The organism is Pseudomonas floridensis, from assembly GCF_002087235.1.
GTDB classification, from domain to species: Bacteria; Pseudomonadota; Gammaproteobacteria; order Pseudomonadales; family Pseudomonadaceae; genus Aquipseudomonas; species Aquipseudomonas floridensis.
Genome location: NZ_MUIO01000044.1, coordinates 1 through 24,328 on the forward strand (window position 1 = coordinate 1; position 24,328 = coordinate 24,328).

Here is a 24,328-nt window from a genome sequence, read left to right on the forward strand (position 1 = left end):
TTAAGTGAACAGCATTAGGATCCTGTCCGGGCTTTTCATTATCGCGTCGCGTTCACTCCTGCTTCTTGAGGCGTACCGCCAATACATCGCAGGGTGCGCCGTGCAGTACGTCGTTGGCAGTCGAACCCAGCAGCAGGGCCAGGCCGTGACGGCCGTGGCTGCCTACGACAATCAGGTCGCAGTGCTGGGTCTTGGCCAATTGATGAATTTCCTGGCGAGGCTGGCCGTACACCAGGTGACTTTCACCCTTTATCAATTGAGGGTGCTTTTGCTTGAGTCTTTCCAGCTTTTCCTTGGCTTGGTCGAACTGTTGCTGCTGCAGCTGGGAGAGGTCCATCGGGACATCGCCGCCGAAAGCCATCGCCATCGGTTCCACGATGTGTACCGTCGACAGCTTCGCGCCGCTGGCTTCGGCCAGCTCTCGAGCGCGGCGAATGACCGGGTCGCATTCGTCGGTGAGGTCAATGGCGACCAGAATATGTTGATACGACATGAAGGTGTCCTCCGAGAGGGTTGCGATGTGTGAGTATGGCGCTTTCGTTCGCATCTGGGCAGACCCCGTGCATGCCATTGTTTTCAACGTATTGTTTTAAGTCTGAATCAAGCGGGGGCAAGAAATATGACGGTCTGGATAGTCCTGTCAATCATTTGTGTCATGTTGAGCCCACTGGTCTGGCTGCGTCCGTCGCGTCGACAGAGTGGCCGGATGGCGTTGCGCATGGAGGCGCGGCGTATCGGCATGGCGATGCAGCTGGCGCCTCAGGAGTGGCCGCACTGGCTCGCCAAAGAGCCGCCCAGCCCGTGCGCTCAGTACCATCGGCCGCGCAGAAGCGCCAAACCTGACGCCTGGGTCTACTGGCAGCGTGAGCCGGGTGCCTGGGTCAACCGCTGGCGAGAACCTTGTGAAGACAGTGTTTTGCTTGATCATTTCAGCACGCTGCCTGCCGACGTCTTCAAAGTGGAGGCGGACTCGCAGATGATCGCGGTGTATTGGGCTGAGCGCGGTGAGGCAGAAGTGTTGCAGCGTATTAATGCGGTGCTCAAGGCGCTGGCCTGAACGCCGGTCAAATCGCAGGCAATAAAAAGCCCGATAACAACATCGGGCCGGGGTTGGCCAGGCAGGCCGTAATCCTTGTGTGCCGGCACCCAGATTGCTGAATGCCGGTTATCACCGCTGCGCACCTGTGATCAGCTTCATCACAGGCCTCTTGTGGCGCAGTGCGCTGACTCTAGCCTTTCTGCTCCGTTTTGTCGCGTTTTTCCCGCCGCTTCTTACAAATGAGCCTCAACGGTGCAAAATCTGCGGACTTTGGGCCAAATCGCGCACTATCATTTCAGTGAATCATGGCAAATCAAACATCGGTTAGCTGGTCAGGAATCGCTTGTGCCTTTTGCAATCGACCGTTTTTATTGACGTTTTGGCGAATTGACAATTATCCGGTTTTGCCTGATGGTGTGCGTACCCAAATCAAACGGGCGTATGAAATGAGCGTTTGGTCGTCAGACGGCTCTGACAGAATCCTGGCTACCACGTCGCAGCGGATGTACGTGTGATTTGGCGTGTTCATCGACGGCGACGTCGTAGTCTCGCCGAGCGCTGATGCTCGGCGAGTATTGTTCAGCTTCCATACTGTGGAGATCAGTTGATGATTTACGAAGGTAAAGCCATCACGGTTAAGGCTCTTGAAAGTGGCATCGTCGAATTGAATTTCGACCTCAAGGGTGAGTCCGTCAACAAGTTCAACCGTCTCACCCTCAACGAGCTGCGTCGGGCCGTGGATGCGATCAAGAGCGACGCATCGGTCAAGGGTGTGATCGTCACCAGCGGCAAGGACGTGTTCATCGTCGGCGCTGACATCACCGAGTTTGTCGAGAACTTCAAGTTGCCCGAAGCCGAGCTGGTCGCCGGCAATCTGGAAGCCAACCGCATCTTCAGCGATTTCGAAGACCTGGGCGTGCCGACAGTGGTGGCCATCAATGGCATCGCGCTGGGCGGCGGTCTGGAGATGTGTCTGGCGGCGGATTACCGCATCATGGCCGGCACCGCAAAGGTCGGCCTGCCGGAAGTCAAGCTGGGCCTTTATCCTGGCTTCGGCGGTACGGTTCGTTTGCCACGCATCATCGGGGCTGACAATGCCATCGAATGGATTGCCTCAGGCAAGGAAAACGCTGCCGAAGACGCTCTTAAAGTGGGCGCGGTCGACGCGGTCGTTGCACCTGACAAGCTGCAGGCTGCGGCACTGGACCTGATCAAGCGCGCCATTTCCGGCGAGTTCGACTTCAAGGCCAGGCGCCAGCCCAAACTCGACAAGCTCAAGCTCAATGCCATCGAGCAGATGATGGCATTCGAAACCGCCAAGGGTTTTGTCGCAGGTCAGGCCGGTCCTAACTACCCGGCACCGGTCGAGGCGATCAAGACCATTCAGAAAGCCGCCAATTTCGGTCGTGACAAGGCGCTGGAAATCGAGGCTGCCGGGTTCGTGAAAATGGCCAAGACTTCTGCCGCGCAGAGTCTGATCGGCCTGTTCCTGAACGACCAGGAACTGAAAAAGAAAGCCAAGGGCTACGACGAGATTGCCAAGGACGTGAAGCAGGCGGCCGTGCTCGGCGCAGGCATCATGGGGGGCGGTATCGCTTATCAGTCGGCTGTGAAGGGTACGCCGATTCTGATGAAGGATATTCGTGAAGAGGCCATCCAGCTGGGTCTGAACGAGGCGTCCAAACTGCTAGGCAACCGCGTCGAGAAGGGCCGTCTGACGGCCGCGAAAATGGCCGAAGCGCTGAATGCGATTCGTCCTACGCTTTCCTACGGCGATTTCGGCAATGTCGATCTGGTGGTCGAAGCCGTGGTCGAGAATCCGAAGGTCAAGCAGGCCGTTCTGGCCGAAGTCGAAGCGCAGGTGGGCGAAAATACCATCCTGGCGTCCAACACCTCGACCATTTCGATCAGCCTGTTGGCTCAAGCCCTCAAGCGTCCGGAAAACTTTGTCGGCATGCACTTCTTCAATCCGGTGCACATGATGCCGCTGGTGGAAGTGATTCGTGGCGAGAAGTCCAGCGAAGAAGCGGTGGCCACCACCGTTGCCTACGCCAAGAAGATGGGCAAGAACCCGATCGTGGTCAACGACTGCCCGGGCTTTCTGGTCAATCGCGTGCTGTTCCCGTACTTCGGCGGTTTCGCCAAGCTGGTCAGCGCGGGCGTCGACTTCGTGCGCATCGATAAGGTGATGGAGAAGTTCGGCTGGCCGATGGGCCCTGCCTACCTGATGGACGTGGTTGGTATCGACACTGGCCATCATGGTCGTGACGTGATGGCTGAAGGCTTCCCGGACCGCATGAAGGACGACCGTCGTTCGGCTGTTGACGTTCTTTACGAGGCCAATCGCCTCGGTCAGAAGAACGGCAAGGGCTTCTATGCCTACGAAATGGACAAGAAGGGCAAGCCGAAAAAGGTCAATGATCCGGCAGTGCTCGACGTGCTCAAGCCGATTGTGTTCGAACAGCGTGAAGTGACCGACGAAGACATCATCAACTGGATGATGATCCCGCTGTGCATGGAAACCGTGCGCTGCCTGGAAGACGGCATCGTGGAAACCGCAGCAGAGGCTGACATGGGCCTGATCTACGGCATCGGCTTCCCTCCGTTCCGCGGTGGTGCGCTGCGTTATATCGATTCGATCGGTGTTGCCGAATTCGTTGCCCTCGCTGACCAATATGCCGAGCTGGGTGCCTTGTATCAACCGACCGCGAAGCTGCGTGAGATGGCCAAGAACGGCCAGAGCTTCTTCGGTTAAGCGCCTTTCTGAGGAATGAACGTATGAGCTTGAATCCAAGAGACGTCGTGATTGTCGACTTCGGTCGCACCCCGATGGGCCGCTCCAAAGGCGGCATGCACCGCAACACCCGCGCCGAAGACATGTCCGCGCACCTGATCAGCAAGCTGCTGGAGCGCAACGACAAGATCGACCCGGCGGAAGTCGAGGACGTGATCTGGGGCTGCGTCAATCAGACTCTGGAGCAGGGCTGGAACATTGCCCGCATGGCCTCGCTGCTGACCCAGATTCCACATACATCTGCGGCGCAGACCGTGAGCCGCCTGTGCGGTTCTTCCATGAGCGCACTGCACACTGCTGCGCAGGCGATCATGACCGGCAACGGCGATGTCTTCGTCATCGGCGGTGTGGAGCACATGGGCCACGTCAGCATGATGCATGGCGTCGATCCGAACCCGCACATGTCTCTGTACGCCGCCAAGGCATCGGGCATGATGGGCCTGACCGCCGAAATGCTGGGCAAGATGCACGGCATCACTCGTGAACAGCAGGACGCTTTCGGCCTGCGCTCCCACCAGCTCGCCCACAAGGCGACGCTGGAGGGCAAGTTCAAGGACGAGATCATCCCGATGCAGGGCTATGACGAGAATGGCTTCCTCAAGGTCTTCGACTACGATGAAACCATTCGTCCGGATACCACCCTTGAAAGTCTGGCGGCGCTCAAGCCGGCCTTCAATCCAAAGGGCGGCACTGTGACGGCCGGCACGTCTTCGCAGATCACCGACGGTGCATCCTGCATGATCGTGATGTCGGCACAGCGCGCCAAGGACCTTGGCATCCAGCCGATGGCGGTGATTCGATCCATGGCCGTTGCCGGCGTGGACCCTGCAATCATGGGCTACGGCCCGGTGCCGGCGACCCAGAAAGCGCTTAAGCGCGCCGGTCTGAGTATCTCGGATATCGACTTCTTCGAGCTCAACGAAGCGTTCGCTGCACAGGCCTTGCCGGTGTTGAAAGATTTGAAAGTGCTCGACAAGATGAATGAGAAGGTTAACCTGCATGGCGGCGCCATCGCTCTGGGCCATCCGTTTGGATGCTCCGGTGCGCGAATCTCCGGCACCTTGCTCAATGTCATGAAGCAGAATGGCGGCAACCTTGGGGTTTCCACCATGTGCATCGGGCTGGGTCAGGGCATCGCGACCGTTTTCGAACGCGTCTGATTGCCTGGCGTGATGCAAGCCGGGGCTTGATGCCCCGGCTTTTGTATTTTTGAAAAAGCAGTTTTTACCAAATGTTTTGAATGTGTTTCACGAGGGCTGCACCATGCAACTGCAACCAGGGCTCTATCGCCATTACAAAGGCCCGGAATACCGGGTGTTCAGCGTGGCCAGACACTCCGAGACCGAAGAGCAGGTCGTGTTCTATCAGGCGCTGTACGGCGATTTCGGCCTGTGGGTTCGCCCTCTGGAGATGTTCCTGGAGTCCGTCGAGGTTGACGGCGAGCAAGTCCCGCGCTTTGCTTTGGTCCAGGCCGAACCCAGCCTGTTTTCCGGTTCGTGAAGCGGAAATTCACAACAGGCTGTGCTTGACCTCACCTTGTAGCCACTATATATAGCGTGGCCTTTACACGCTCCTCATTGTCTTTCATCTAGTATTCAGGAATTTTCTGATCCATGGGCAAATCGCTGGTCATCGTGGAATCCCCGGCTAAGGCCAAGACCATCAACAAGTATTTGGGCAACCAGTACGTGGTGAAGTCGAGTATCGGCCATATCCGAGACCTGCCCACCAGCGGTTCGGCCAGTGCTGCCAAAGAGCCTGCCGCCAAGCGGGGCAAGGCCACCGCAGGTGAAGGCCCGGTACTGACGCCGAAAGAAAAGGCGCAGCGCCAGTTGGTCTCGCGCATGGGGGTCGATCCGGAACATGGCTGGAAAGCCAAGTACGAAATCCTTCCTGGCAAGGAAAAGGTCATTGAAGAGCTGCGCAAGCTCGCCAAGGATGCCGACACCATCTATCTCGCGACGGACTTGGACCGCGAGGGGGAGGCCATTGCCTGGCACCTGCGCGAAGCCATCGGTGGGGATGACAGCCGCTTCAAGCGCGTGGTGTTCAACGAAATCACCAAGAAGGCCATTCAGGAAGCTTTCTCCAAGCCAGGCGAGCTGGATATTGCCCGTGTCAACGCCCAGCAAGCGCGTCGCTTCCTGGACCGCGTTGTGGGCTACATGGTTTCACCCCTGTTGTGGCAGAAAGTGGCTCGTGGTCTTTCCGCTGGCCGCGTGCAATCGGTCGCCGTGAAGCTGGTCGTGGAGCGTGAGCGTGAAATTCGTGCGTTCAACCCTGAAGAGTACTGGGAAATCCACGCCGATCTGGGTACTGCCAAAGGCGCGAACGTGCGTTTTGAGGTGGCCCGTGAAAATGGCGAGGCGTTCAAGCCGCTGAACGAAGCGCAGGCGATGGCCGCGCTGGAAAAGCTCAAGGCGTCCAGTTACAGCATCGTCAAGCGTGAAGACAAGCCGACCAGCAGCAAGCCGTCGGCGCCGTTCATCACATCGACCCTGCAGCAGGCGGCGAGCAATCGTCTCGGCTTCGGCGTGAAGAAGACCATGATGATGGCTCAGCGCTTGTATGAAGCGGGCTACATCACGTACATGCGTACCGACTCGACCAACCTGTCGGCCGACGCAGTCAGCATGGCGCGCGACTACATCGAAACCGAGTTCGGCAAGAAGTACCTGCCGGAATCGCCAAATGTGTACAGCAGCAAGGAAGGCGCGCAAGAGGCGCACGAAGCGATTCGTCCCTCCGACGTCAACATGCACCCCTCCAGGCTGTCGGGCATGGAGCGCGATGCCGAGCGCCTTTACGAGCTGATCTGGCGTCAATTCGTCGCTTGCCAGATGCCGCCTGCGCAATACCTGTCCACCACAGTCAGCGTCGCGGCCAGCGATTTCGAACTGCGCGCCAAGGGCCGTATCCTCAAGTTCGACGGTTATACCCGCGTGCTGCCGCAAATGACCAAGCCGGGTGACGACGACGTTCTGCCGGACATGGCTCAGGGTGAGAGCCTGAAACTGAACAAGCTCGACCCGACTCAGCACTTCACCAAGCCGCCTGCGCGTTATTCCGAGGCGAGCCTGGTCAAAGAGATGGAAAAGCGCGGTATTGGACGTCCTTCGACTTACGCAGCGATCATTTCGACCATTCAGGACCGTGGCTATGTCGCGCTACACAACCGTCGTTTCTATTCGGAAAAGATGGGCGATATCGTCACCGGACGTCTGTCCGAGAGCTTTGCCAACCTGATGGACTACGGCTTCACCGCCGGCATGGAAGAAAATCTCGACGACGTTGCACAAGGTCAGCGGGACTGGAAAAACGTGCTGGACGAGTTCTACGGCGATTTCCGCAAGAAGCTGGACGTGGCCGAAGCGCCTGACAGCGGCATGCGCGCCAATCAGCCGGTCATGACCGATATTCCGTGCAAGGTGTGTGGTCGTCCGATGCAGATCCGGACGGCCTCGACAGGCGTATTCCTCGGCTGCTCCGGCTACAGCCTGCCGCCCAAGGAGCGCTGTAAGGCCACCGTCAACCTCACGCCCGGCGACGAGATTGCCGACGACGATGAGGGCGAGTCCGAGTCCCGGGTTCTGCGCGGCAAGCATCGCTGCCCGATCTGCAGCACAGCGATGGATGCCTATCTGCTGGACGAGAATCACAAGCTGCACATCTGCGGTAACAACCCGGATTGCACCGGTTACGAGATCGAAAAGGGTACCTATCGCATCAAGGGCTATGAAGGTCCGAGCCTGGAGTGCGACAAGTGTGGTAGCGAGATGCAGCTCAAGACCGGCCGTTTCGGCAAGTTCTTCGGTTGCACCAACCCCGATTGCAAGAACACCCGCAAGCTGCTCAAAAGCGGCGATGCGGCACCGCCCAAGATGGACCCGGTCAAGATGCCGGAGCTCAAATGCGACAAGGTCGATGACACCTACATCCTGCGCGATGGCGCTTCCGGGCTGTTTCTGGCTGCCAGCCAATTCCCGAAAAACCGCGAAACCCGCGCACCGCTGGTGATCGAGATCGCGCCGCACAAGGACGAGATCGATCCGAAGTATCATTTCCTTTGCGAGGCGCCGAAGAAGGATCCGGATGGTCGTCCAGCGGTGATCCGCTACAGCCGCAAGACCAAGGAGCAGTACGTGCAGACCGAAGTCGAAGGCAAGCCTACCGGCTGGCGTGCGTTCTACGATGGCAGTGCCTGGAAGGTCGAGGACAAGCGCTGATCGATCGGCATCCGGCACCCCAGGTGTCGGATGCCTGACTGGCGCAATGCTGTCAGGCTATGCTGGTGTTTATTCGAAGTGATGGAGGGGCTCGTCATGGCTCATGAACTCTATACCCGCACTAACCAGAAAATTTACTTCGCCGGACTTGCGCTCGAGGCTTTGGGCAAGGCTGAAAAAGGTCTGGCCATGAACGCGCAGGCGCTGCAGCAGGCCGAGCGTGAATCGGTGCTGTTTCACCTGTACGGCGCATTGTTGGGGCTGTGTCACGAGATCGCCGGGTTCTATCGCCTGCCTCAGGCGAATGCTCCCCGTGCAGAACAGTTGCTGACGCAGGATGTGCTGGACGCTATCGCGATTCCGGAAATGGCTGAGCTGGTCGAACTGGCGCAGCATCGGGAAACCTGGCTGGCCAGACTTTTGGCGGCCTACAACGCGTTGTTTCAGCCACCTCGTGCTCCGGTAAAGCCCAAAGGTGACGTGACTCAACCCATGATTGTGGCTGTTAATCTGGATGCCGAGCCTGAGCCGGAGCTGACCCGCGAAGAGCTGGAAAGCTGGCGACAGCAGCTGAAAAGTCTGGCCGTTCGTTTCCGTGAAGGTTTGAGCGAGTGCTGAAAAGCAATACTGGATGGGCTGGCAGGCTGTTACAATGCCGGCCTATTGCGGAGTAACTGTACTGATGCCTACCTCTTTTCTAGAAATTGTCGAACTGCCTGACGGCCGCATTGAACTGCGTCGCGCCGATGACGAAGGCTCGCTGGTCACGCTGGATTTCTCGGCAGACGCCAAGGCATTCATGCAAGGACAGCACGTCGAAGTTGCCAAGGCCATGCTGAGCGTAGGCGTGCAAATGGCAGGGCGTCTGGCTGAAGGCGAAGTCGAAAAAGATGAAGTGCCGCACGTTCTGCACTGATCGATGGCGTTGAACAGCGACCGGGCATTCAGCCCAGTCTGATATTCAGGCTCTGTGCTTCCCCGACCTTCGCTGCATTGATCAACTGCTGACGTGCCGATGTGCCAAGCGGATTGATCCAGCTCACCACCGTATGGCTGCGCCCCAGTCGCAGCGCTTCGCGAGTCAGCTCCAGCGCACTTTGAGTGCCGCGTGGCTGAAGCAGAAGAATGCGTTCCCTGTTCAATCCCGCATCACGCAGCCAGGCCTGGGTCAGGCTCGATGGCGGCGCAATGAGTGTGAGCCAGCGCGCGTCGGCATCCTGGCTCAGTTCGCGGAGGATGGGGGCGAGGAGGTTCAGGCAGTTCCCGGCGGCACCACGCAAGGACAGTTCGCTGAAAGGCTCCGGCTCGTTGCTCCAGGGCGTTTCGACGATATCCGTGAGCATCGGGGCGATGGGCTGGGCCATGAACGCCTCGAACAGTGGCAATTGCGAATGCGGTGCTTGATGGAACTGCATAACGTCTCCTTAGCTTAGCGGCGTATGACGCCGACGCTCAAACCTTCGATCACCAGATCCTGATCCTTGAGGTCGACCTCGATAGGGGCGAACTCCGGGTTTTCAGCCAGCAGCCATACTTTGCTGCCTTCGCGCTTGAAGCGTTTGACCGTCACCTCATCGCCAATCCGGGCAACGACGATCTGGCCGTTGCGAGCCTCACGCGTGGTGTGAACCGCCAGCAGATCGCCGTCGAGAATACCGATGTCCTTCATGCTCATGCCGTGTACGCGCAACAGGTAGTCGGCACTGGGATGGAAGAAAGTCGGGTTGATGTTGCAGGATTCTTCGATGTGCTGCTGCGCGAGAATGGGTGCGCCGGCTGCGACCCGGCCGATGATCGGCAGGCTGCTTTCGTCGGGTTTGGCTTCGAAGCCGGGAATACGAATACCGCGTGATGCACCGGGCGTCATCTCGATGGCGCCCTTGCGGGCGAGTGCCTTGAGATGCTCTTCGGCGGCATTCGGCGATTTGAAGCCCAGTTCCTGAGCGATCTCAGCACGCGTCGGTGGGAATCCGTTGTCTTCAAGACAGCGTTTGATGAAGCCCAGGATCTCGGCCTGGCGTGGCGTCAGTTTAATCATGTCGAGCGCTCTGTCTTTTTATACAGTGACTGGGATTATATACAGTGAAAGCGCATTGGCAATCGTCTATTTCATTTTCAGCGCCGAGCGGTAGCAGAAATAGTGGCCGTGTGTGATTCCCCGGTTGCGCGACTGACGGGCGATTCGTCGTTTATGACGTGATTTCGTGACTGTCCGGCCACAAAATGAACGGGTTCGCTTGACAATCGAGGCGTATGATACGTATGTTTCAAACGTTCGTTTGTTAGGCAGAGAGCCATGGCCCAGTCGGAAACCGTTGAACGCATTCTTGATGCTGCCGAGCAGTTGTTCGCAGAGAAAGGTTTCGCTGAAACCTCGCTGCGCCTCATCACCAGCAAGGCTTCGGTCAATCTGGCAGCGGTGAACTACCACTTCGGTTCGAAGAAGGCGCTGATTCAAGCGGTATTCTCCCGCTTTCTGGGGCCTTTCTGCATCAGTCTGGATCGCGAGCTGGAGCGCCGTCAGGCTCGGCCCGAGCACAAACCTACCCTCGAAGAACTGCTCGAGATCCTTGTCGAGCAGGCGCTGGTAGTGCAGCCGCGCAGTGGCAACGATCTGTCCATCTTCATGCGTTTGCTGGGCCTGGCGTTCAGTCAGAGCCAGGGTCACCTGCGACGCTATCTGGAAGACATGTACGGTAAGGTGTTTCGCCGTTACATGACACTGGTCAACGAAGCCGCCCCGCGAATTCCCCCCATCGAACTGTTCTGGCGTGTGCACTTCATGCTGGGTGCCGCCGCGTTCAGCATGTCCGGCATCAAGGCGCTGCGAGCCATCGCCGAGACCGATTTCGGCGTCAACACGTCGATCGAACAGGTCATGCGCCTGATGGTGCCGTTTCTGGCCGCCGGCATGCGTGCCGACACCGGTGTAACCGACCCGGCCATGATTGCCGCCCAGCTCAAGCCACGCAGCAAGAGCAGCAGTACGCCTGCACCCGTGGCAGCCAAGGTCTGACAGCTGTCCCGGCCCCTTCGGATTGCGCGGGGCCTCAGGATCAAGCACCATGCCCGCATTGAAATCGGGCACTGGTGTGTAAGGGTTTTTTATGAGTTCTGGCCTGCAAGGCTCCCTGATGGTCGATGTCGCCGGTACATGGCTGACCAGCGAAGACCGTCAGTTTTTGCGTCAGCCCGAAGTGGGCGGTCTCATCATCTTCGCTCGAAACATCGAGCATCCCCGTCAAGTCCGTGAACTGAGTGCGTCCATTCGCGCCATTCGGCCTGACCTGCTGCTCGCGGTGGATCAGGAGGGCGGACGCGTGCAGCGCCTGCGTCAGGGGTTCGTGCGTCTGCCGGCGATGCGGGCGATCGCCGAAAGACCGAATGCCGAGTCGCTCGCCGAACACTGCGGCTGGGTCATGGCGACCGAGGTTCTGGCGGTGGGGCTCGATCTGAGTTTTGCCCCTGTGCTTGACCTGGATTACCAGCGCAGTGCGGTGGTGGGCACTCGTTCCTTCGAAGGTGACCCCGAGCGTGCTGCGTTGCTGGCTGGCGCATTCATGCGTGGCATGAACGCTGCAGGAATGGCTGCTACCGGCAAGCATTTCCCCGGTCACGGCTGGGCGGAAGCCGATTCTCATGTGGCCATTCCGGTGGACGAGCGCAGCCTTGAGCATATCCGCGCCAATGATCTGGTTCCGTTTGCCCGTCTGAGTCAGCAACTGGCCGCAGTGATGCCTGCCCACGTCATTTATCCCAAGGTCGATGCACAACCGGCCGGCTTCTCGCGACGCTGGTTGCAGGACATTCTGCGCGACGAACTGAAATTTGACGGGGTTATCTTCAGCGATGACTTGTCGATGGCGGGTGCGCACGTGGTTGGTGATGCGGCGAGTCGCATCGAGGCGGCACTGACGGCCGGGTGTGACATGGGGCTGGTCTGCAACGACCGGGCAGCAGCAGAGCTGGCATTGGGCGCTGCACAGCGCCTGAAGGTCAAGCCTTCGCCGCGCATCGCCCGCATGCGCGGCAACGCGGTCGCCAGCACTGAATATCGACAGCACCCTCGCTGGCTGGCTGCTCTTGCGGCTCTGCGCAGCGCTCGATTGATCGACTGAGGATTGGCAATGACTGTTTACGCGATTATTGGTGGCACCGGACTGACGCAGCTCGAAGGGTTGAAGATTCGTCAGTCGCTGCCCATGAACACGCCGTATGGCGCCCCGTCCGGTGAAATCCAGATGGGTGAGTATGCAGGCCGCGAGGTGATGTTCCTGGCGCGGCATGGTCATCCGCATCGCCTGCCGCCGCATCAGGTCAACTACCGGGCCAATATCTGGGCCCTCAAACAGGCCGGTGCTGAAGCCATCCTCGCGGTGAATGCGGTAGGCGGCATTCATCCGGCGATGGGCACCGGGCATTTCTGTGTTCCGCATGACCTGATCGATTACACCAGCGGTCGCCAACACACGTTCTTTGCCGATGACCTGGAGCAGGTCACGCACATCGATTTCAGCTATCCCTACAGCGAAGCCTTGCGCGCCCGCCTTATTGCGGCATTGACGGCAGAGGGTTGCGCGTTCAGTGATCGCGGTGTGTATGCCTGCACCCAGGGGCCACGGCTGGAAACGGTGGCCGAGATCGTTCGCCTGGAGCGCGACGGCTGCGACATTGTCGGCATGACCGGCATGCCAGAAGCCGCGTTGGCGCGCGAGCTGGAACTGGATTATGCCTGTCTGGCGCTGGTGGTGAATCCGGCCGCAGGCAAGTCGACGACGGTCATCACCATGGCCGAGATCGAACAGGCTTTGCGTGACGGCATGGGCAAGGTCAAATCCACACTGGCGCGGGTATTGTCGGCTCGGTAGCAGCGGCCCATCGCATTCGTCGAAACCCAAGGGCCCTCAACCAAAGCCCTTGGGCGCGGTTCAGACCATGCGCCTTAGAGTGTTGTCTCTGCGCACGAGGTGGTGCCAGAACGCCGCGATCACGTGCAGTCCGATCACATAGTAGAAGATCGACCCCAACAGCTTGTGCAGGTCTTCGAAAGACTCGGCGGTCCGGTCCGAAGTTGCGAACGGCCAGGGTATCTGCACATCGGTGAAAGGGATTGGCAGCGCGCCTTTTTCCACCATGACCGTCAGCAGGCCCAACACCGGCTGGGTGAACAGAAAGGCGTAGAGCGCGTAATGCGAAGCGCTGGCGGCCATCCGCAGGACGCCCTCCAGTGGCGGGGGAATGCCCGGCGGACGATGCCTGCGTCGTTCGGCAATACGAAAGAACGCCAGGGTCAGGATCAGGATCCCGACCCAGAAATGGCTTTGCACCACCAGCAAGCGGTATTCAGAGCCTTTGCCAAACTGAGTGCGGCTGAGAATCAAGGTGTACGCCAGTACGATCAGCGCGGCCATGATCCAGTGAAACCAGCGTGCGCGAGCGGTGTAACGTTGCGAAGTCGGTGCATCCACGGTTGAATTCCTTGTCGCTTTTTCAGGCTGTGTGCACGGAGATTCAGCACACAGCGTGAGAGTCGTTGAGCAGTGCTGCGGTTCACTCGCAACCTGCGCGTTTCAGCACAAATGCACGCAAGGCGTGCCGCTTTCCTGACGCGATTTTCGTTCCTTAAGGGCCTTAAGCAAACCGTGTGCCTCAACGCGGCTTCATGGCTCCGTCCTGTCACTTCAAGGGATAGCTGAATGTTCCGCCGGTCTGCTCGCAATCGATTCGGGTTTGCGCTTGCTCCGGCATCTCGTAATACCAGGTGATTACCTTTGCGTCTGCGGGAATATCCAGCGTCGCCTGCCCAGGCTCCTTGCTGGTGGACCGCTCGTTGGCCAGCGCCTCTTGAGTCAGGGTGGCGCTACACGAGGCCGCCGCGCCTTGCGGGCAGGCATCGACCTTGCGCTTCTCGCGTGGCGTCGCCCCCTTGTCCTCATTACTGCACGACCAATCGATGCTGCCCTGCGGCATGCCGCTGAACTCATAGCAGGTGTGGCCCTGAACGACCGGCATTTGCGGGCTGGAGGGCATTGTCCTGACTTCGCAGGCCTCGCCCAAGACAAACCCCGTGTAAAAAAGGCAGGCAGCGATTCCCGCCCCGTTTCTCCACCATGACCTGCGCGTCATCATCGTCTTCCTCGCCGGTTACGCTCACTGCCGTCAAAAAATCCGAATCAGTTGGCCGGGCGAAGTTCGGCGGTTTCGATGAATGGCCGTTCATGGCAAATACCTATCATCCGGGGCCAGTAACGGAACCTGTGCCAACCGCAGGCTTCATATACGTTGAATCTTCACCCAGGAGTCAGTCTTGACCAGTGCCAATACGCCCGTCGGCCAGGCAACGCCGGTATCGGCCAGCATTTCTCTGAATGTACTGACCATGAACATGCACATGGGCTTCGGCATCTTCAACAGACGCTTCATCCTCCCCGAGTTGCGTGAGGCGGTTCGAAGTGTGTCGGCTGATGTGGTGTTTTTGCAGGAAGTGCATGGCGAGCATCAGAGTCATGCGCGGACCGTAAAGGACTGGCCGACCATTTCGCAGTACGAGTTTCTCGCGGACAGCATGTGGAGTGATTTCGCCTATGGACGCAATGCGGTTTACCCGGATGGCGACCACGGCAACGCACTGCTGTCCAAATACCCGATCGTCAGTCACGAGAATCTCGACATTTCCATCGACGGTACGGAGCAGCGCGGTTTACTGCATTGCATCCTGCAGGTGCCGGATTATGGCCAGGTTCACGCTGTCTGCGTCCACTTGGGGTTGTTTGAAAGCCATCGGCGCAAACAGCTCGGGCTGCTCGCCGAACTGATGGACCGGCTGCCGGAAGGGGCGCCTGTGATTGTCGCCGGCGACTTCAATGACTGGCGTCAGCGTGCCGACGCCTTGCTGCAAGGGACGGGGTTGCACGAAGCGTTCGTTCAGCGCTTCGGTGCCCCGGCAAAAAGTTTCCCGGCCCGTTGGCCACTGCTCAGGCTGGACCGGATTTATGTGCGCAACGCCACGACCCACAGGCCCAAGGTGTTGTCCAACCGACCCTGGTCTCATCTTTCCGATCATGCACCGCTGGCGGTGGAGGTGACCTTATGAGCAACACCACAGAACGCAACAGGCAACCATGGCGCGACGGTAACTCGGTGGAGCTGCTGATCAATGGTGAAGACTTTTTCACCCGTGTTTTCGAGTGCATCCGTGCCGCTCGAACAGAAGTATTGATCGAGACGTTCATCATTTTCGAGGACCGGATCGGCGTCGGCCTGCAGCAGGCGGTGATCGAGGCTGCTCGTAATGGCGCGAAAGTCGTGATCACGGTGGACGACTACGGCACCTCCGACCTCAGCTCGACGTTTGTAAGGGCTATGATCGATGCGGGTGTGCAGATTCAACTGTTCGACCCGCGTCCGCGGTTCATGGGTATGCGTACCAACCTGTTCCGTCGCCTGCACCGCAAGGTGGTGGTGATCGATGGCGAGCTTGGTTTTATCGGCGGCATCAACTACAGCGTCGATCACATGACGGATACTGGCCTGACCGCCAAGCAGGATTACGCGGTGCTGGTCCGAGGCCCCATTGTACAGGACATTCATCGCAGCGCCGTGCACATGCTCAGTGATGCAGTGCGCGCCAAATTGACGCCGATTACTCTCAAGCTGGAGCCGGCCGGCAATGCCCGGATGCTTTTGGCCGAACGCGATAACGCTGAACACACCACCGATATCGAAGAGCAGTATCTGGAGGCCATTCGCGGGGCGAAGCAACGCATTACCCTGGCGAACGCCTATTTCTTCCCCAGCTATCGTTTTCTGCGAGAACTGCGCAACGCCTCCCGACGTGGCGTCAAGGTCACGCTGATTCTGCAGGGCAAGCCGGACATGCCATTCGTGCGGGTCTGCTCGCGACTGACCTACACCTACCTGCTGCGCGATGGCGTGATCATTCATGAGTACAAACAGCGCGCGCTGCACGGCAAGGTCGCGCTGATCGATCAGGACTGGTCCACCGTCGGCTCCAGCAACCTGGATCCGCTTAGCCTGGCGCTGAATCTGGAAGCCAATCTGTTCATCCGCGATCCGTCGCTCAATGATCGGTTGCAGACGCACCTGATGGAACTTGCGGCAGCGCACAGCACCCAGATGAGTTTGAAAGGTGCGGCGCGCGGTCAATGGTGGCGTGCGCCGATGATCGTGTTGAGCTTCTTTTTTCTGCGCAGATTCCCGGCGATTGCCGGCCTGTTCCCGGTACATGGCATGCGTTTGAAGCCTCTGCGCGCCGGGGATGTGGTGCCGGAGGCAAAAGTCATCGAGCAGCAACAGGCGCACCACGAGCTGGATCAGGAGAAAACATCATGACTCAGGCGGCGAGCGCGTCCCCTCAGAGCGCAAAGGACGACAAGAAAAGTGACAAGTGGAAATGGGCGAAACGGGCGTTCAACCTGTTTTTCTTCATTGCCGTGCCGGTTTTGCTGTTCCTGCTGGTCAAGAACCTGGACTGGCAAGAGGTCAGGCAGGCGCTGCAGTCCTATAAGCTCAGTACCTTGCTGATGGCTGCGTTCGTGGCTTTGCTCAGCTATCTGACGTATTGCGGGTTCGATGTTCTGGCGCGGTATTACACCCGGCACAAGCTATCGATCCAGCAGATCGTGCCGGTGACATTCGTCTGCTACGCCTTCAACCTGAATCTCAGCTCGTGGGTCGGCGGCATCGCGTTGCGCTATCGCCTGTATTCAAGGCTTGGTCTGGATGTGGCGACCATCACCCGTATCTTGAGTCTGAGCCTGATCACCAACTGGCTGGGTTACATGCTACTGGCGGGCTTCGTGTTTTCGATGCGTTTCCTGTCGCTGCCCAAGGAATGGTCGATCGGCACTGACACCCTGCAGTTGATTGGCTTTGGCCTGCTGGCGGTGTGTTTTGCCTACCTGATGGCGTGCCGTTTTTCCAAACGTCGCTCGTGGAAAATTCGCGATCAGGAATTCAATCTGCCTTCTTTGAAGCAGGCGCTGATGCAGGCGAGCCTGGGTGCCTTGAACTGGTCGCTGATGGCGGCGGTGATCTACACGCTATTGCCGGACAAGGCATTTTATCCGGCGATTCTAGGTGTCTTGCTGATCAGCAGTATTGCCGGCGTCATCACTCATATTCCGGCAGGACTGGGTGTACTGGAAACTGTGTTCATTACGCTGCTGTCGCATCAGTTTTCCAAGGGCAGTCTGCTGGCTGCGCTGATCGGCTACCGAGCCATTTACTTCCTGCTGCCGCTGTTGCTGGCGGTGATTGTCTACCTGGTACTGGAAAAGCGTGCCAAGAAGATGAACGAGAAGAATCAGCAGCGAATGGGTGATCAGGCCAAATCCTGATCGCGCATGGTCAGCCTGGCGTCAATGACTGGCCAGGCTGGCGAACATTTTTACTGCCTCCACCGCGTGGCCGGTGCCTTCACTGATCTGCACGATGGCATCACCGGCCTGATCCTCCAGGTTCACGCCTTTGGCGGCATTGGCGCGTGTGTTGTCCATGCTCTGGATCGCCTGGCGGGTCTCGTGCTGAATCACGCTAATCATCTCTGATATCTCTGCCGTCGAACGACTGGTGCGGCCGGCCAGTTGACGGACCTCGTCGGCCACCACCGCGAAGCCTCGACCCTGATCGCCTGTCCGAGCGGCCTCAATGGCGGCGTTGAGCGCCAGCAGATTGGTCGATGGCCAGGAGCAGGCCTGTACAGTAGGCGGCTGAAAGGCTCCAGTTCCCTTGGTCTCCGATGCAAGCTCACCGATGCTCATCCTTGTGCTCAATGCTGGCACTATAGGTGGCTTCGATAATTCTCCAGCGATCGACCTCGAAAAGAACCTCCGTGATCAGTCGTCGAATCCCACCTGCTCGTGGATTTCGTCGACTTTGAGTTCCAGGCGATACGCCACTGCGATGAACAGCGCCTGACACAGGCACAGTGTTGCACTCAGGGAGCGGAACGCGAACGAGCTGCCCTCATTGACCAGCAACACCGAGTTGGCGCGCTTGGCCAGTGGCGACAGGTTGCTGTCAGTGATGATCAGGGTCTTGGCCTGATGATGCTGGGCGATGCGCAGGCAATGCTGGGTTTCCTTGCCGTACGGTGTGAAGCTGATGGCAATCACCAGATCATTGGCCCGCACGCTGCGCATCTGCTCGCGATAACTGCCGCCAAGCCCCGATATCAGGTGGATGCGCTTGTTGGTGTGCTGCAGGTTGTAGACCAGGTAGTCAGCCACGGCGAATGAGCGACGCACGCCGACCACATAGATATTGTCGGCGTTGATCACCAGGTCCACGGCCTTGTCGAACTCTTCGTCGTCCAGGTCCGCACCCAGCCGCTCCAGCCCGGACAGGGTCGCGTGCACGCATTCACGCGCCAGATCACCGCCGCTGGCCTTGTGCGATTTGTTCGCGATCATGCTGCGGATGCGCTGCTGGTAGTTCTGTACGGGCGTGGTTTTGTGCGTATAGGCCTCGCGGAACAACGCCTGCATCTCGCTGAAGCCGCTGAACCCGAAACGTTGCGAAAAACGCACGATGGCCGACGGATGCACCTCGCATTCACGTGCGATGTCGCTGATCCGGTCGACCATAATCCGGTCGCTCTGCTGGCTCATGTAGCTGGCAATGCGCTTGAGCTGACGGGGCAGGGCGTCGTACTCGTCGGTGATCAGCCGCAACAGACCCTCGGCACTGCCTGGCGGCAGGTCGACATTGGCGTCAGGCAGAGTCGGCTGATCGGTGCTGTTCATAGTCAATCCTTCTTACGTTTTTCCGGGGCATTCACGCATTGAGAGGCCCCCGACAATAAAGGCTGCCTCCGGCAGGATTGGGAACTATATCGCACCTGCCCGCCCAGTGTGCCAGCACTTGCGTTAGCATATGGAAAAAATATTCCACAAGAAAAAATTATAGAATAAATATTGATTGATGCCGCAGGACGTTTTAGGCTTTATTCACAAAGGCATTGTGCGCACCTGATGCATGCAATGCAGGCTGATAAAAATAACAGGAGCCACCATGGGCCAGACACGCTTTGCTACCGGGCGTCAGTTGGATCTTATCTGTCTTGGACGTCTGGGCGTCGATCTCTATGCACAGCAGGTGGGCGCCCGCCTGGAGGACGTTTCCAGTTTCGCCAAGTACCTGGGCGGTTCGTCGGCCAACATCGCGTTCGGCACGGCGCGTCTGGGCTTGAAGTCAGCCATGCTCAGTCGCGTTGGCGACGATCACATGGGGCGTTTTCTGGTCGAGTCGCTGGCCCGCGAAGGCTGTGACGTCAGCGCGATCAAGCGCGACCCCGAGCGCCTGACCGCCATGGTGTTGCTGGGTTTGAAGGACCGTGAAACCTTTCCGCTGGTGTTCTATCGCGAGAACTGCGCCGACATGGCCCTGCGTGCCGAAGACATCGATGAACAGCAGATCGCATCCAGCAAGGCGCTGCTGATCACCGGCACGCATTTTTCTACCGATCAGGTGTTCAAGGCCAGTATTCAGGCGCTTGATTATGCGCAGAAGCATCACGTTCACAGAGTGCTGGACATCGATTACCGCCCGGTGCTCTGGGGGCTTGCCGGTAAAGCCGATGGCGAGACCCGCTTCGTCGCCGATCACACTGTCAGTCAGCATGTTCAGCGGATTCTGCCGCGTTTCGACCTGATCGTCGGCACCGAAGAAGAGTTCCTGATTGCAGGCGGCGCACCCGATCTGCTCACGGCCTTGCGAACCGTGCGTGAACTCACTGCCGCAACCTTGGTGGTCAAACTCGGCCCGCAGGGTTGCACGGTGATTCACGGCGCGATTCCTGCGCGTCTCGAAGATGGCGCGATTTACCCGGGCGTTCGCGTCGAGGTGCTCAACGTGCTGGGGGCGGGCGATGCTTTCATGTCCGGGTTTCTCAGCGGTTGGCTGAACGATGCCAGTGACGAGCGCTGCTGCCAACTGGCCAATGCCTGTGGCGGTCTGGTGGTGTCGCGCCATGCCTGCGCGCCTGCCATGCCGACACCTGCCGAACTGGATTATCTGCTCAACAGCCCGGAGCCGGTGACCCGTCCGGATCGGGACGTGAGCCTGCAACGTTTGCATCAGGTCAGCGTGCCGCGCAGACAATGGCGCCAATTGTTCATATTTGCGTTCGATCATCGCGGACAGTTGGTCGAGCTGGCGCAGCAGGCGGGTCGGGACCTGAGCAGCATCAGTCATATCAAGCAGTTGTTCGTACAGGCGGTGGCGCAGGTCGAAAATGACTTGCGCAAGCGTGGCATCGAAGCCGATGTCGGGCTGCTTGCCGATCAACGCTTCGGGCAGGACGCCCTTAATGCCGCCACCGGCCGAGGCTGGTGGGTGGCTCGTCCGGTGGAAATCCAGGGCTCCAGACCCCTGGCGTTCGAGCATGGTCGGTCGATCGGCAGCAACCTGATCAATTGGCCGCAGGAGCAGATCATCAAGTGCCTGGTGCAATACCACCCCGATGACGAGCCGATGTTGCGTCTCGAACAGGAAGCGCAGATCAAGGCACTCTATGACGCGTCCAGAGTCAGCGGGCATGAACTCCTGCTGGAAATCATCCCGCCCAAGGATCATCCCTCGACCTATGCCGACGTAATGCTGCGTGCGCTGAAGCGTTTGTACAATCTGGGCATCTATCCTGCGTGGTGGAAGATCGAAGCGCAGACTGCCGAGGTCTGGCAGCAACTGGATGCACTGATTCAGGAGCGCGATCCGTATTGCCGTGGCGTCGTTCTGTTGGGCCTGAACGCGCCGGTCGAAGACCTGGCGGCCGGGTTTTCCGCCGCACGTCACAGTGTCACCTGTCAGGGGTTTGCCGTTGGCCGGACGATTTTTCGTGAACCGAGCCGGGCCTGGATGGCCGGTGAGATCGATGACGCCACCCTGGTCGCCCGAGTGCAGAGCACGTTCAACTGGTTGATCGAGTCCTGGCGAGAAAGCCGCGCCTGAAGCCAATCGTCACTGACGCTGTGATAACAACAAAAAGGTCCAGCCATGCCCGCTTCCGTACCTAAAATCCGCATCGGCATCAACCCGATTTCCTGGAGCAACGATGACCTGCCAGCGCTGGGCGGTGAAACGCCGCTCAGTACCGCGCTGAGTGAAGGCAAAGCCATCGGCTACGAAGGGTTCGAGCTCAACGGCAAGTTTCCCAAAGACGCCAAAGGCGTCGGTGATGTGTTGCGTCCTTACGACTTGGCGCTGGTTTCCGGCTGGTACTCCAGTCGGCTGGCGCGCCGCTCGGTTGCCGAAGAAATTGAAGCCATCGCTTCCCATGTCCAATTGCTGGCGCAAAACGGTGCTTCGGTGCTGGTGTATGGCGAGGTCGCCGACTCGATTCAGGGTCAGCGCATTCCTCTGGTCGAACGCCCGCGCTTCCATACCGACGAAGCCTGGCGCGAATACGCCGACAAGCTCACCGAACTTGCTCGCTTTACGCTGTCGCAGGGCGTACGTCTGGCCTATCACCACCACATGGGCGCGTACATCGAGTCGCCGCAGGACATCGATCGTCTGATGGCGCTGACGGGCAGCGAAGTCGGTCTGCTGTTCGATTCGGGGCATTGCTACATGGGTGGCGGCGAGCCGCTCGAGGTTCTGAGCCGGCACATCGATCGTGTCTGTCATGTGCATTTCAAAGACGTGCGCAAGCCTGTCGTGCAACTGGCGCGTAACAATCTCTGGAGCTTTCCGGACTGCATTATCAACGGCACCTTCACTGTGCCGGGTGATGGCGATATTGATTTTTCGGCGCTGCTGAACGTCCTGTTGAAGGCTGATTACAACGGCTGGCTGGTGGTCGAGGCCGAACAGGACCCGGCGGTCGCGCCCAGTTACATCTACGCCAGTAAAGGCTACGAGACACTGCGCCAGCTGCTGGCCGACGCTCGATAAGGAGGACTGGACAATGAATCTGTTGATCAAAAGCAACGCTCAGGGTCGTGACGTTGTGGCATTGCCACAAGGCGCGCTCGACTACGTCGGGTTTGCGGCCTACCGTCTCGAAGCGGGAGAACGTCTGCCCTTGAGCGCTGGCGAAAAAGAGCTGTGCGTGGTGCTGCTTACCGGTCATGCCAGCGTCAGCGGCGAGGCACCGGGGCAGGGCGCGTTCAATTGGGAAAACATTGGCGATCGTCATTCTGTCTTCGAAGAGAAGTCGCCGTTCGCCGTCTACCTGCCACCCAACAGCCAGGCGCATTTCACCGCGCTGGGGCCGGCTCATCTGGCGGTTTGCGCCGCGCCTGGCGATAGCACCAAGCGAGTCCCGGCACGGCTGATCACGCCTGACAGCATGAAGCGCAGCGTGCGCGGCAAACAGGCCAACACCCGTTACGTGTGCGACATCTTGCCAGACACTGAAGTCGCGCATTCGCTGCTGGTGGTGGAAGTGCGTACGCCTTCGGGCCATTCGTCCAGCTACCCGCCGCACAAGCATGACCTGGACAACTTGCCTCATGAGAGTTTTCTTGAGGAAACCTATTACCACCAGGTCAACCCGCCCCAAGGGTTCGTGTTTCAGCGCGTCTACACCGACGACCGCAGCATCGATCAGGCCATGGCCGTGGAAAACAGCGATCTGGTCGTGGTGCCCAAGGGCTATCACCCGGTGACCGTGCCTTACGGCTACGAATCCTATTACCTCAACGTGATGGCCGGTCCGACCCGTGCGTGGCAGTTCCATAACGATCCGCAGCACAGTTGGCTGCTGGAACTTTAATTTCCCTTTTTTGGAGTCAGTCAGATGAGCGAGTCACCGGTGATCGGCCACTACATCAACGGACGCGTGCACAACGGCGATAGCGAGCGCTACAGCGACGTCTTCAACCCGGCGCTGGGCAGCGTGCAGGCCCGCGTTGCCCTGGCCAGTGTCAAGACCGTCGACGAGGCGGTCGCTTGCGCCAAGGCGGCTTTTCCGGGCTGGGCCGATCAGTCCTCGCTGCGCCGCGCGCGGGTGATGTTCAAGTTCAAGGAATTGCTGGACCGGCATCATGACGAACTGGCACAAATCATCTGTCGTGAGCACGGCAAGGTGTTGTCCGACGCACGTGGCGAAGTGGTGCGGGGCATCGAGATCGTCGAGTTTGCCTGCGGCGCACCGAGCCTGCTCAAGAGCGATTTCAGTGACAACATCGGCGGCGGCATCGACAACTGGAACCTGCGCCAGCCGCTGGGCGTCTGTGCCGGAGTCACGCCGTTCAACTTTCCGGTGATGGTGCCGTTGTGGATGATCCCCATGGCGCTGGTCACTGGCAACTGCTTCATTCTCAAGCCGTCCGAGCGCGATCCTTCGGCCAGCCTGCTGATGGCCCGCCTGCTCAAGGAAGCCGGACTGCCCGATGGCGTATTCAATGTGGTGCAGGGCGACAAGGTGGCGGTCGATGCGTTGTTGCAGCACCCGGATATCGAAGCGGTGTCCTTTGTCGGTTCGACACCGATTGCCGAATACATTCATCGCCAGGGTACCGCGCACGGCAAACGTGTGCAGGCGCTGGGCGGTGCCAAGAACCACATGATCGTCATGCCTGACGCCGACCTGGACCAGGCCGCCGACGCACTGATCGGTGCCGCCTTCGGCTCGGCCGGCGAGCGCTGCATGGCGATCTCCATCGCTGTGGTGATCGGCGATGTCGGGCAGGCGCTGATCGACAAACTGTTGCCGCGCATCGACCAGCTCAAGGTCGGCAACGGCATGAACGCCGACTCGGACATGGGCCCGCTGGTCACCGCCGTGCACAAAGCCAAGGTCGAGGGTTACATCGAGCAGGGCGTAAAGGAAGGCGCGAAGCTGATCGTCGATGGGCGCAATTTCAAGGTGCCAGGTGCCGAGAAGGGCTTTTTCGTCGGCGCGACGCTGTTCGATCAGGTCACGCCAGATATGCAGATCTACAAGGAGGAAATCTTCGGACCGGTACTGGGCATCGTGCATGCGCCTGACTTCGCCAGCGCGGTCGAGCTGATCAACGCTCACGAGTTCGGCAACGGTGTGTCGTGCTTCACCAGCGACGGTGGCGTGGCGCGCGCGTTCGCCCGCTCAATCAAGGTTGGCATGGTGGGCATCAATGTACCGATTCCAGTGCCCATGGCGTGGCATTCGTTCGGCGGCTGGAAGCGCTCGCTGTTCGGTGACCACCACGCCTATGGTGAAGAAGGCCTGCGCTTCTACAGCCGCTACAAGAGCGTCATGCAGCGCTGGCCGGACAGCATCGCCAAGGGGCCTGAATTCAGCATGCCGACTGCCAAATAGCG

The 24,328-nt window shown here is 59.1% G+C and carries 23 protein-coding genes and 1 pseudogene; 17 read left to right on the forward strand and 7 right to left on the reverse strand.

Annotation, left to right across the window (positions count from 1 at the left end; translation table 11 throughout):
• Nucleotides 1-52 precede the first annotated feature (52 nt).
• A complete protein-coding gene (locus BZK31_RS12760) occupies nt 53-493 on the reverse strand; it encodes a universal stress protein (protein ID WP_083183237.1) in 441 nt (146 codons plus the stop codon).
• Between the two features lie 126 nt (nt 494-619).
• On the opposite strand from BZK31_RS12760, the gene BZK31_RS12765 reads away from it, so the two are divergent.
• The 7 genes from BZK31_RS12765 to BZK31_RS12800 all read left to right on the forward strand — a co-directional run bounded on the left by BZK31_RS12765 (nt 620) and on the right by BZK31_RS12800 (nt 8,975).
• The gene (locus tag BZK31_RS12765; RefSeq protein WP_083183240.1) at nt 620-1,057 is read left to right on the forward strand and encodes a hypothetical protein; all 438 of its coding nucleotides are present in this window, start codon (nt 620-622) and stop codon (nt 1,055-1,057) included.
• 589 nt (nt 1,058-1,646) lie between these two features.
• Nucleotides 1,647-3,794, forward strand: coding sequence for a fatty acid oxidation complex subunit alpha FadB (gene fadB, locus BZK31_RS12775; RefSeq protein WP_083183242.1), 2,148 nt, complete (start codon nt 1,647-1,649; stop codon nt 3,792-3,794).
• Nucleotides 3,795-3,817: 23 nt separating this feature from the next.
• A complete protein-coding gene (gene fadA / locus BZK31_RS12780) occupies nt 3,818-4,993 on the forward strand; it encodes an acetyl-CoA C-acyltransferase FadA (RefSeq protein ID WP_073165382.1) in 1,176 nt (391 codons plus the stop codon).
• Between the two features lie 103 nt (nt 4,994-5,096).
• Nucleotides 5,097-5,333 carry a DUF1653 domain-containing protein gene (locus tag BZK31_RS12785; RefSeq protein ID WP_083183244.1) on the forward strand — a complete coding sequence of 79 codons (237 nt, stop codon included), beginning with the start codon at nt 5,097-5,099 and terminating at the stop codon, nt 5,331-5,333.
• Between the two features lie 113 nt (nt 5,334-5,446).
• Nucleotides 5,447-8,059 carry a type I DNA topoisomerase gene (gene topA, locus BZK31_RS12790; protein ID WP_083183246.1) on the forward strand — a complete coding sequence of 871 codons (2,613 nt, stop codon included), beginning with the start codon at nt 5,447-5,449 and terminating at the stop codon, nt 8,057-8,059.
• Between the two features lie 96 nt (nt 8,060-8,155).
• Nucleotides 8,156-8,677 carry a DUF6586 family protein gene (locus tag BZK31_RS12795; protein WP_083183248.1) on the forward strand — a complete coding sequence of 174 codons (522 nt, stop codon included), beginning with the start codon at nt 8,156-8,158 and terminating at the stop codon, nt 8,675-8,677.
• 64 nt (nt 8,678-8,741) lie between these two features.
• A complete protein-coding gene (locus BZK31_RS12800; RefSeq protein ID WP_083183251.1) occupies nt 8,742-8,975 on the forward strand; it encodes a hypothetical protein in 234 nt (77 codons plus the stop codon).
• A 28-nt stretch (nt 8,976-9,003) separates the two neighbouring features.
• Here BZK31_RS12800 and sulA read toward each other — a convergent pair whose 3' ends face one another.
• Nucleotides 9,004-9,474, reverse strand: a complete 471-nt coding sequence (sulA, locus tag BZK31_RS12805; protein ID WP_083183253.1) for an SOS-induced cell division inhibitor SulA — start codon at nt 9,472-9,474, stop codon at nt 9,004-9,006.
• A gap of 14 nt (nt 9,475-9,488) precedes the next feature.
• Nucleotides 9,489-10,097 carry a transcriptional repressor LexA gene (lexA, locus tag BZK31_RS12810; RefSeq protein ID WP_004883801.1) on the reverse strand — a complete coding sequence of 203 codons (609 nt, stop codon included), beginning with the start codon at nt 10,095-10,097 and terminating at the stop codon, nt 9,489-9,491.
• A gap of 258 nt (nt 10,098-10,355) precedes the next feature.
• Between lexA and psrA the strand changes: the two genes are divergently transcribed.
• The 3 genes from psrA (at nt 10,356) to BZK31_RS12830 (ending at nt 12,927) form a co-directional block, all read left to right on the forward strand.
• Nucleotides 10,356-11,075 (forward strand): transcriptional regulator PsrA, encoded by a 720-nt coding sequence (gene psrA / locus BZK31_RS12820; RefSeq protein ID WP_083183257.1) that lies wholly within the window; start codon nt 10,356-10,358, stop codon nt 11,073-11,075.
• A 91-nt stretch (nt 11,076-11,166) separates the two neighbouring features.
• The gene (gene nagZ / locus BZK31_RS12825) at nt 11,167-12,177 is read left to right on the forward strand and encodes a beta-N-acetylhexosaminidase (protein WP_083183259.1); all 1,011 of its coding nucleotides are present in this window, start codon (nt 11,167-11,169) and stop codon (nt 12,175-12,177) included.
• 9 nt (nt 12,178-12,186) lie between these two features.
• The gene (locus BZK31_RS12830) at nt 12,187-12,927 is read left to right on the forward strand and encodes an S-methyl-5'-thioinosine phosphorylase (RefSeq protein WP_083183262.1); all 741 of its coding nucleotides are present in this window, start codon (nt 12,187-12,189) and stop codon (nt 12,925-12,927) included.
• Nucleotides 12,928-12,987: 60 nt separating this feature from the next.
• On the opposite strand, the gene BZK31_RS12835 is transcribed toward BZK31_RS12830, so the two are convergent.
• Both BZK31_RS12835 and BZK31_RS12840 read right to left on the reverse strand, forming a co-directional pair.
• On the reverse strand, nt 12,988-13,527 hold the full coding sequence (locus tag BZK31_RS12835; RefSeq protein ID WP_083183264.1) for a cytochrome b: 540 nt from the start codon (nt 13,525-13,527) through the stop codon (nt 12,988-12,990).
• A 208-nt stretch (nt 13,528-13,735) separates the two neighbouring features.
• Nucleotides 13,736-14,089: a hypothetical protein gene (locus BZK31_RS12840; protein ID WP_244182676.1), complete on the reverse strand. Its 354-nt coding sequence runs from the start codon at nt 14,087-14,089 to the stop codon at nt 13,736-13,738.
• 277 nt (nt 14,090-14,366) lie between these two features.
• Between BZK31_RS12840 and BZK31_RS12845 the strand changes: the two genes are divergently transcribed.
• Genes BZK31_RS12845 through BZK31_RS12855 form a run of 3 tightly spaced genes read left to right on the forward strand, consistent with a single transcriptional unit; the run spans nt 14,367 to nt 17,418 of the window.
• Nucleotides 14,367-15,152: an endonuclease/exonuclease/phosphatase family protein gene (locus BZK31_RS12845; RefSeq protein ID WP_167377948.1), complete on the forward strand. Its 786-nt coding sequence runs from the start codon at nt 14,367-14,369 to the stop codon at nt 15,150-15,152.
• A complete protein-coding gene (gene clsB, locus BZK31_RS12850) occupies nt 15,149-16,411 on the forward strand; it encodes a cardiolipin synthase ClsB (protein WP_083183268.1) in 1,263 nt (420 codons plus the stop codon). Before BZK31_RS12845 ends, clsB begins: the two co-directional genes overlap by 4 nt.
• Nucleotides 16,408-17,418, forward strand: coding sequence for a lysylphosphatidylglycerol synthase domain-containing protein (locus BZK31_RS12855; RefSeq protein WP_083183270.1), 1,011 nt, complete (start codon nt 16,408-16,410; stop codon nt 17,416-17,418). Before clsB ends, BZK31_RS12855 begins: the two co-directional genes overlap by 4 nt.
• A gap of 21 nt (nt 17,419-17,439) precedes the next feature.
• On the opposite strand, the pseudogene BZK31_RS12860 reads toward BZK31_RS12855, so the two are convergent.
• Together BZK31_RS12860 and BZK31_RS12865 are read right to left on the reverse strand one after the other, a co-directional pair.
• A pseudogene (locus BZK31_RS12860) lies at nt 17,440-17,757 on the reverse strand (methyl-accepting chemotaxis protein); the annotation flags it as partial.
• A gap of 159 nt (nt 17,758-17,916) precedes the next feature.
• Nucleotides 17,917-18,825, reverse strand: coding sequence for a MurR/RpiR family transcriptional regulator (locus BZK31_RS12865; protein WP_083183275.1), 909 nt, complete (start codon nt 18,823-18,825; stop codon nt 17,917-17,919).
• 268 nt (nt 18,826-19,093) lie between these two features.
• Here BZK31_RS12865 and BZK31_RS12870 point away from each other — a divergent pair, with 268 nt between their 5' ends.
• From BZK31_RS12870 to BZK31_RS12885, 4 genes are read left to right on the forward strand one after another with little or no spacing between them, the layout of a single operon-like run.
• Nucleotides 19,094-21,031 carry a bifunctional 5-dehydro-2-deoxygluconokinase/5-dehydro-2-deoxyphosphogluconate aldolase gene (locus BZK31_RS12870; protein WP_083183277.1) on the forward strand — a complete coding sequence of 646 codons (1,938 nt, stop codon included), beginning with the start codon at nt 19,094-19,096 and terminating at the stop codon, nt 21,029-21,031.
• Nucleotides 21,032-21,076: 45 nt separating this feature from the next.
• Nucleotides 21,077-21,976 carry a myo-inosose-2 dehydratase gene (gene iolE, locus BZK31_RS12875; RefSeq protein ID WP_083183279.1) on the forward strand — a complete coding sequence of 300 codons (900 nt, stop codon included), beginning with the start codon at nt 21,077-21,079 and terminating at the stop codon, nt 21,974-21,976.
• A gap of 13 nt (nt 21,977-21,989) precedes the next feature.
• The gene (iolB, locus tag BZK31_RS12880; protein ID WP_083183281.1) at nt 21,990-22,799 is read left to right on the forward strand and encodes a 5-deoxy-glucuronate isomerase; all 810 of its coding nucleotides are present in this window, start codon (nt 21,990-21,992) and stop codon (nt 22,797-22,799) included.
• 24 nt (nt 22,800-22,823) lie between these two features.
• Nucleotides 22,824-24,326: a CoA-acylating methylmalonate-semialdehyde dehydrogenase gene (locus tag BZK31_RS12885; RefSeq protein ID WP_083183283.1), complete on the forward strand. Its 1,503-nt coding sequence runs from the start codon at nt 22,824-22,826 to the stop codon at nt 24,324-24,326.
• Nucleotides 24,327-24,328: the final 2 nt, after the last annotated feature.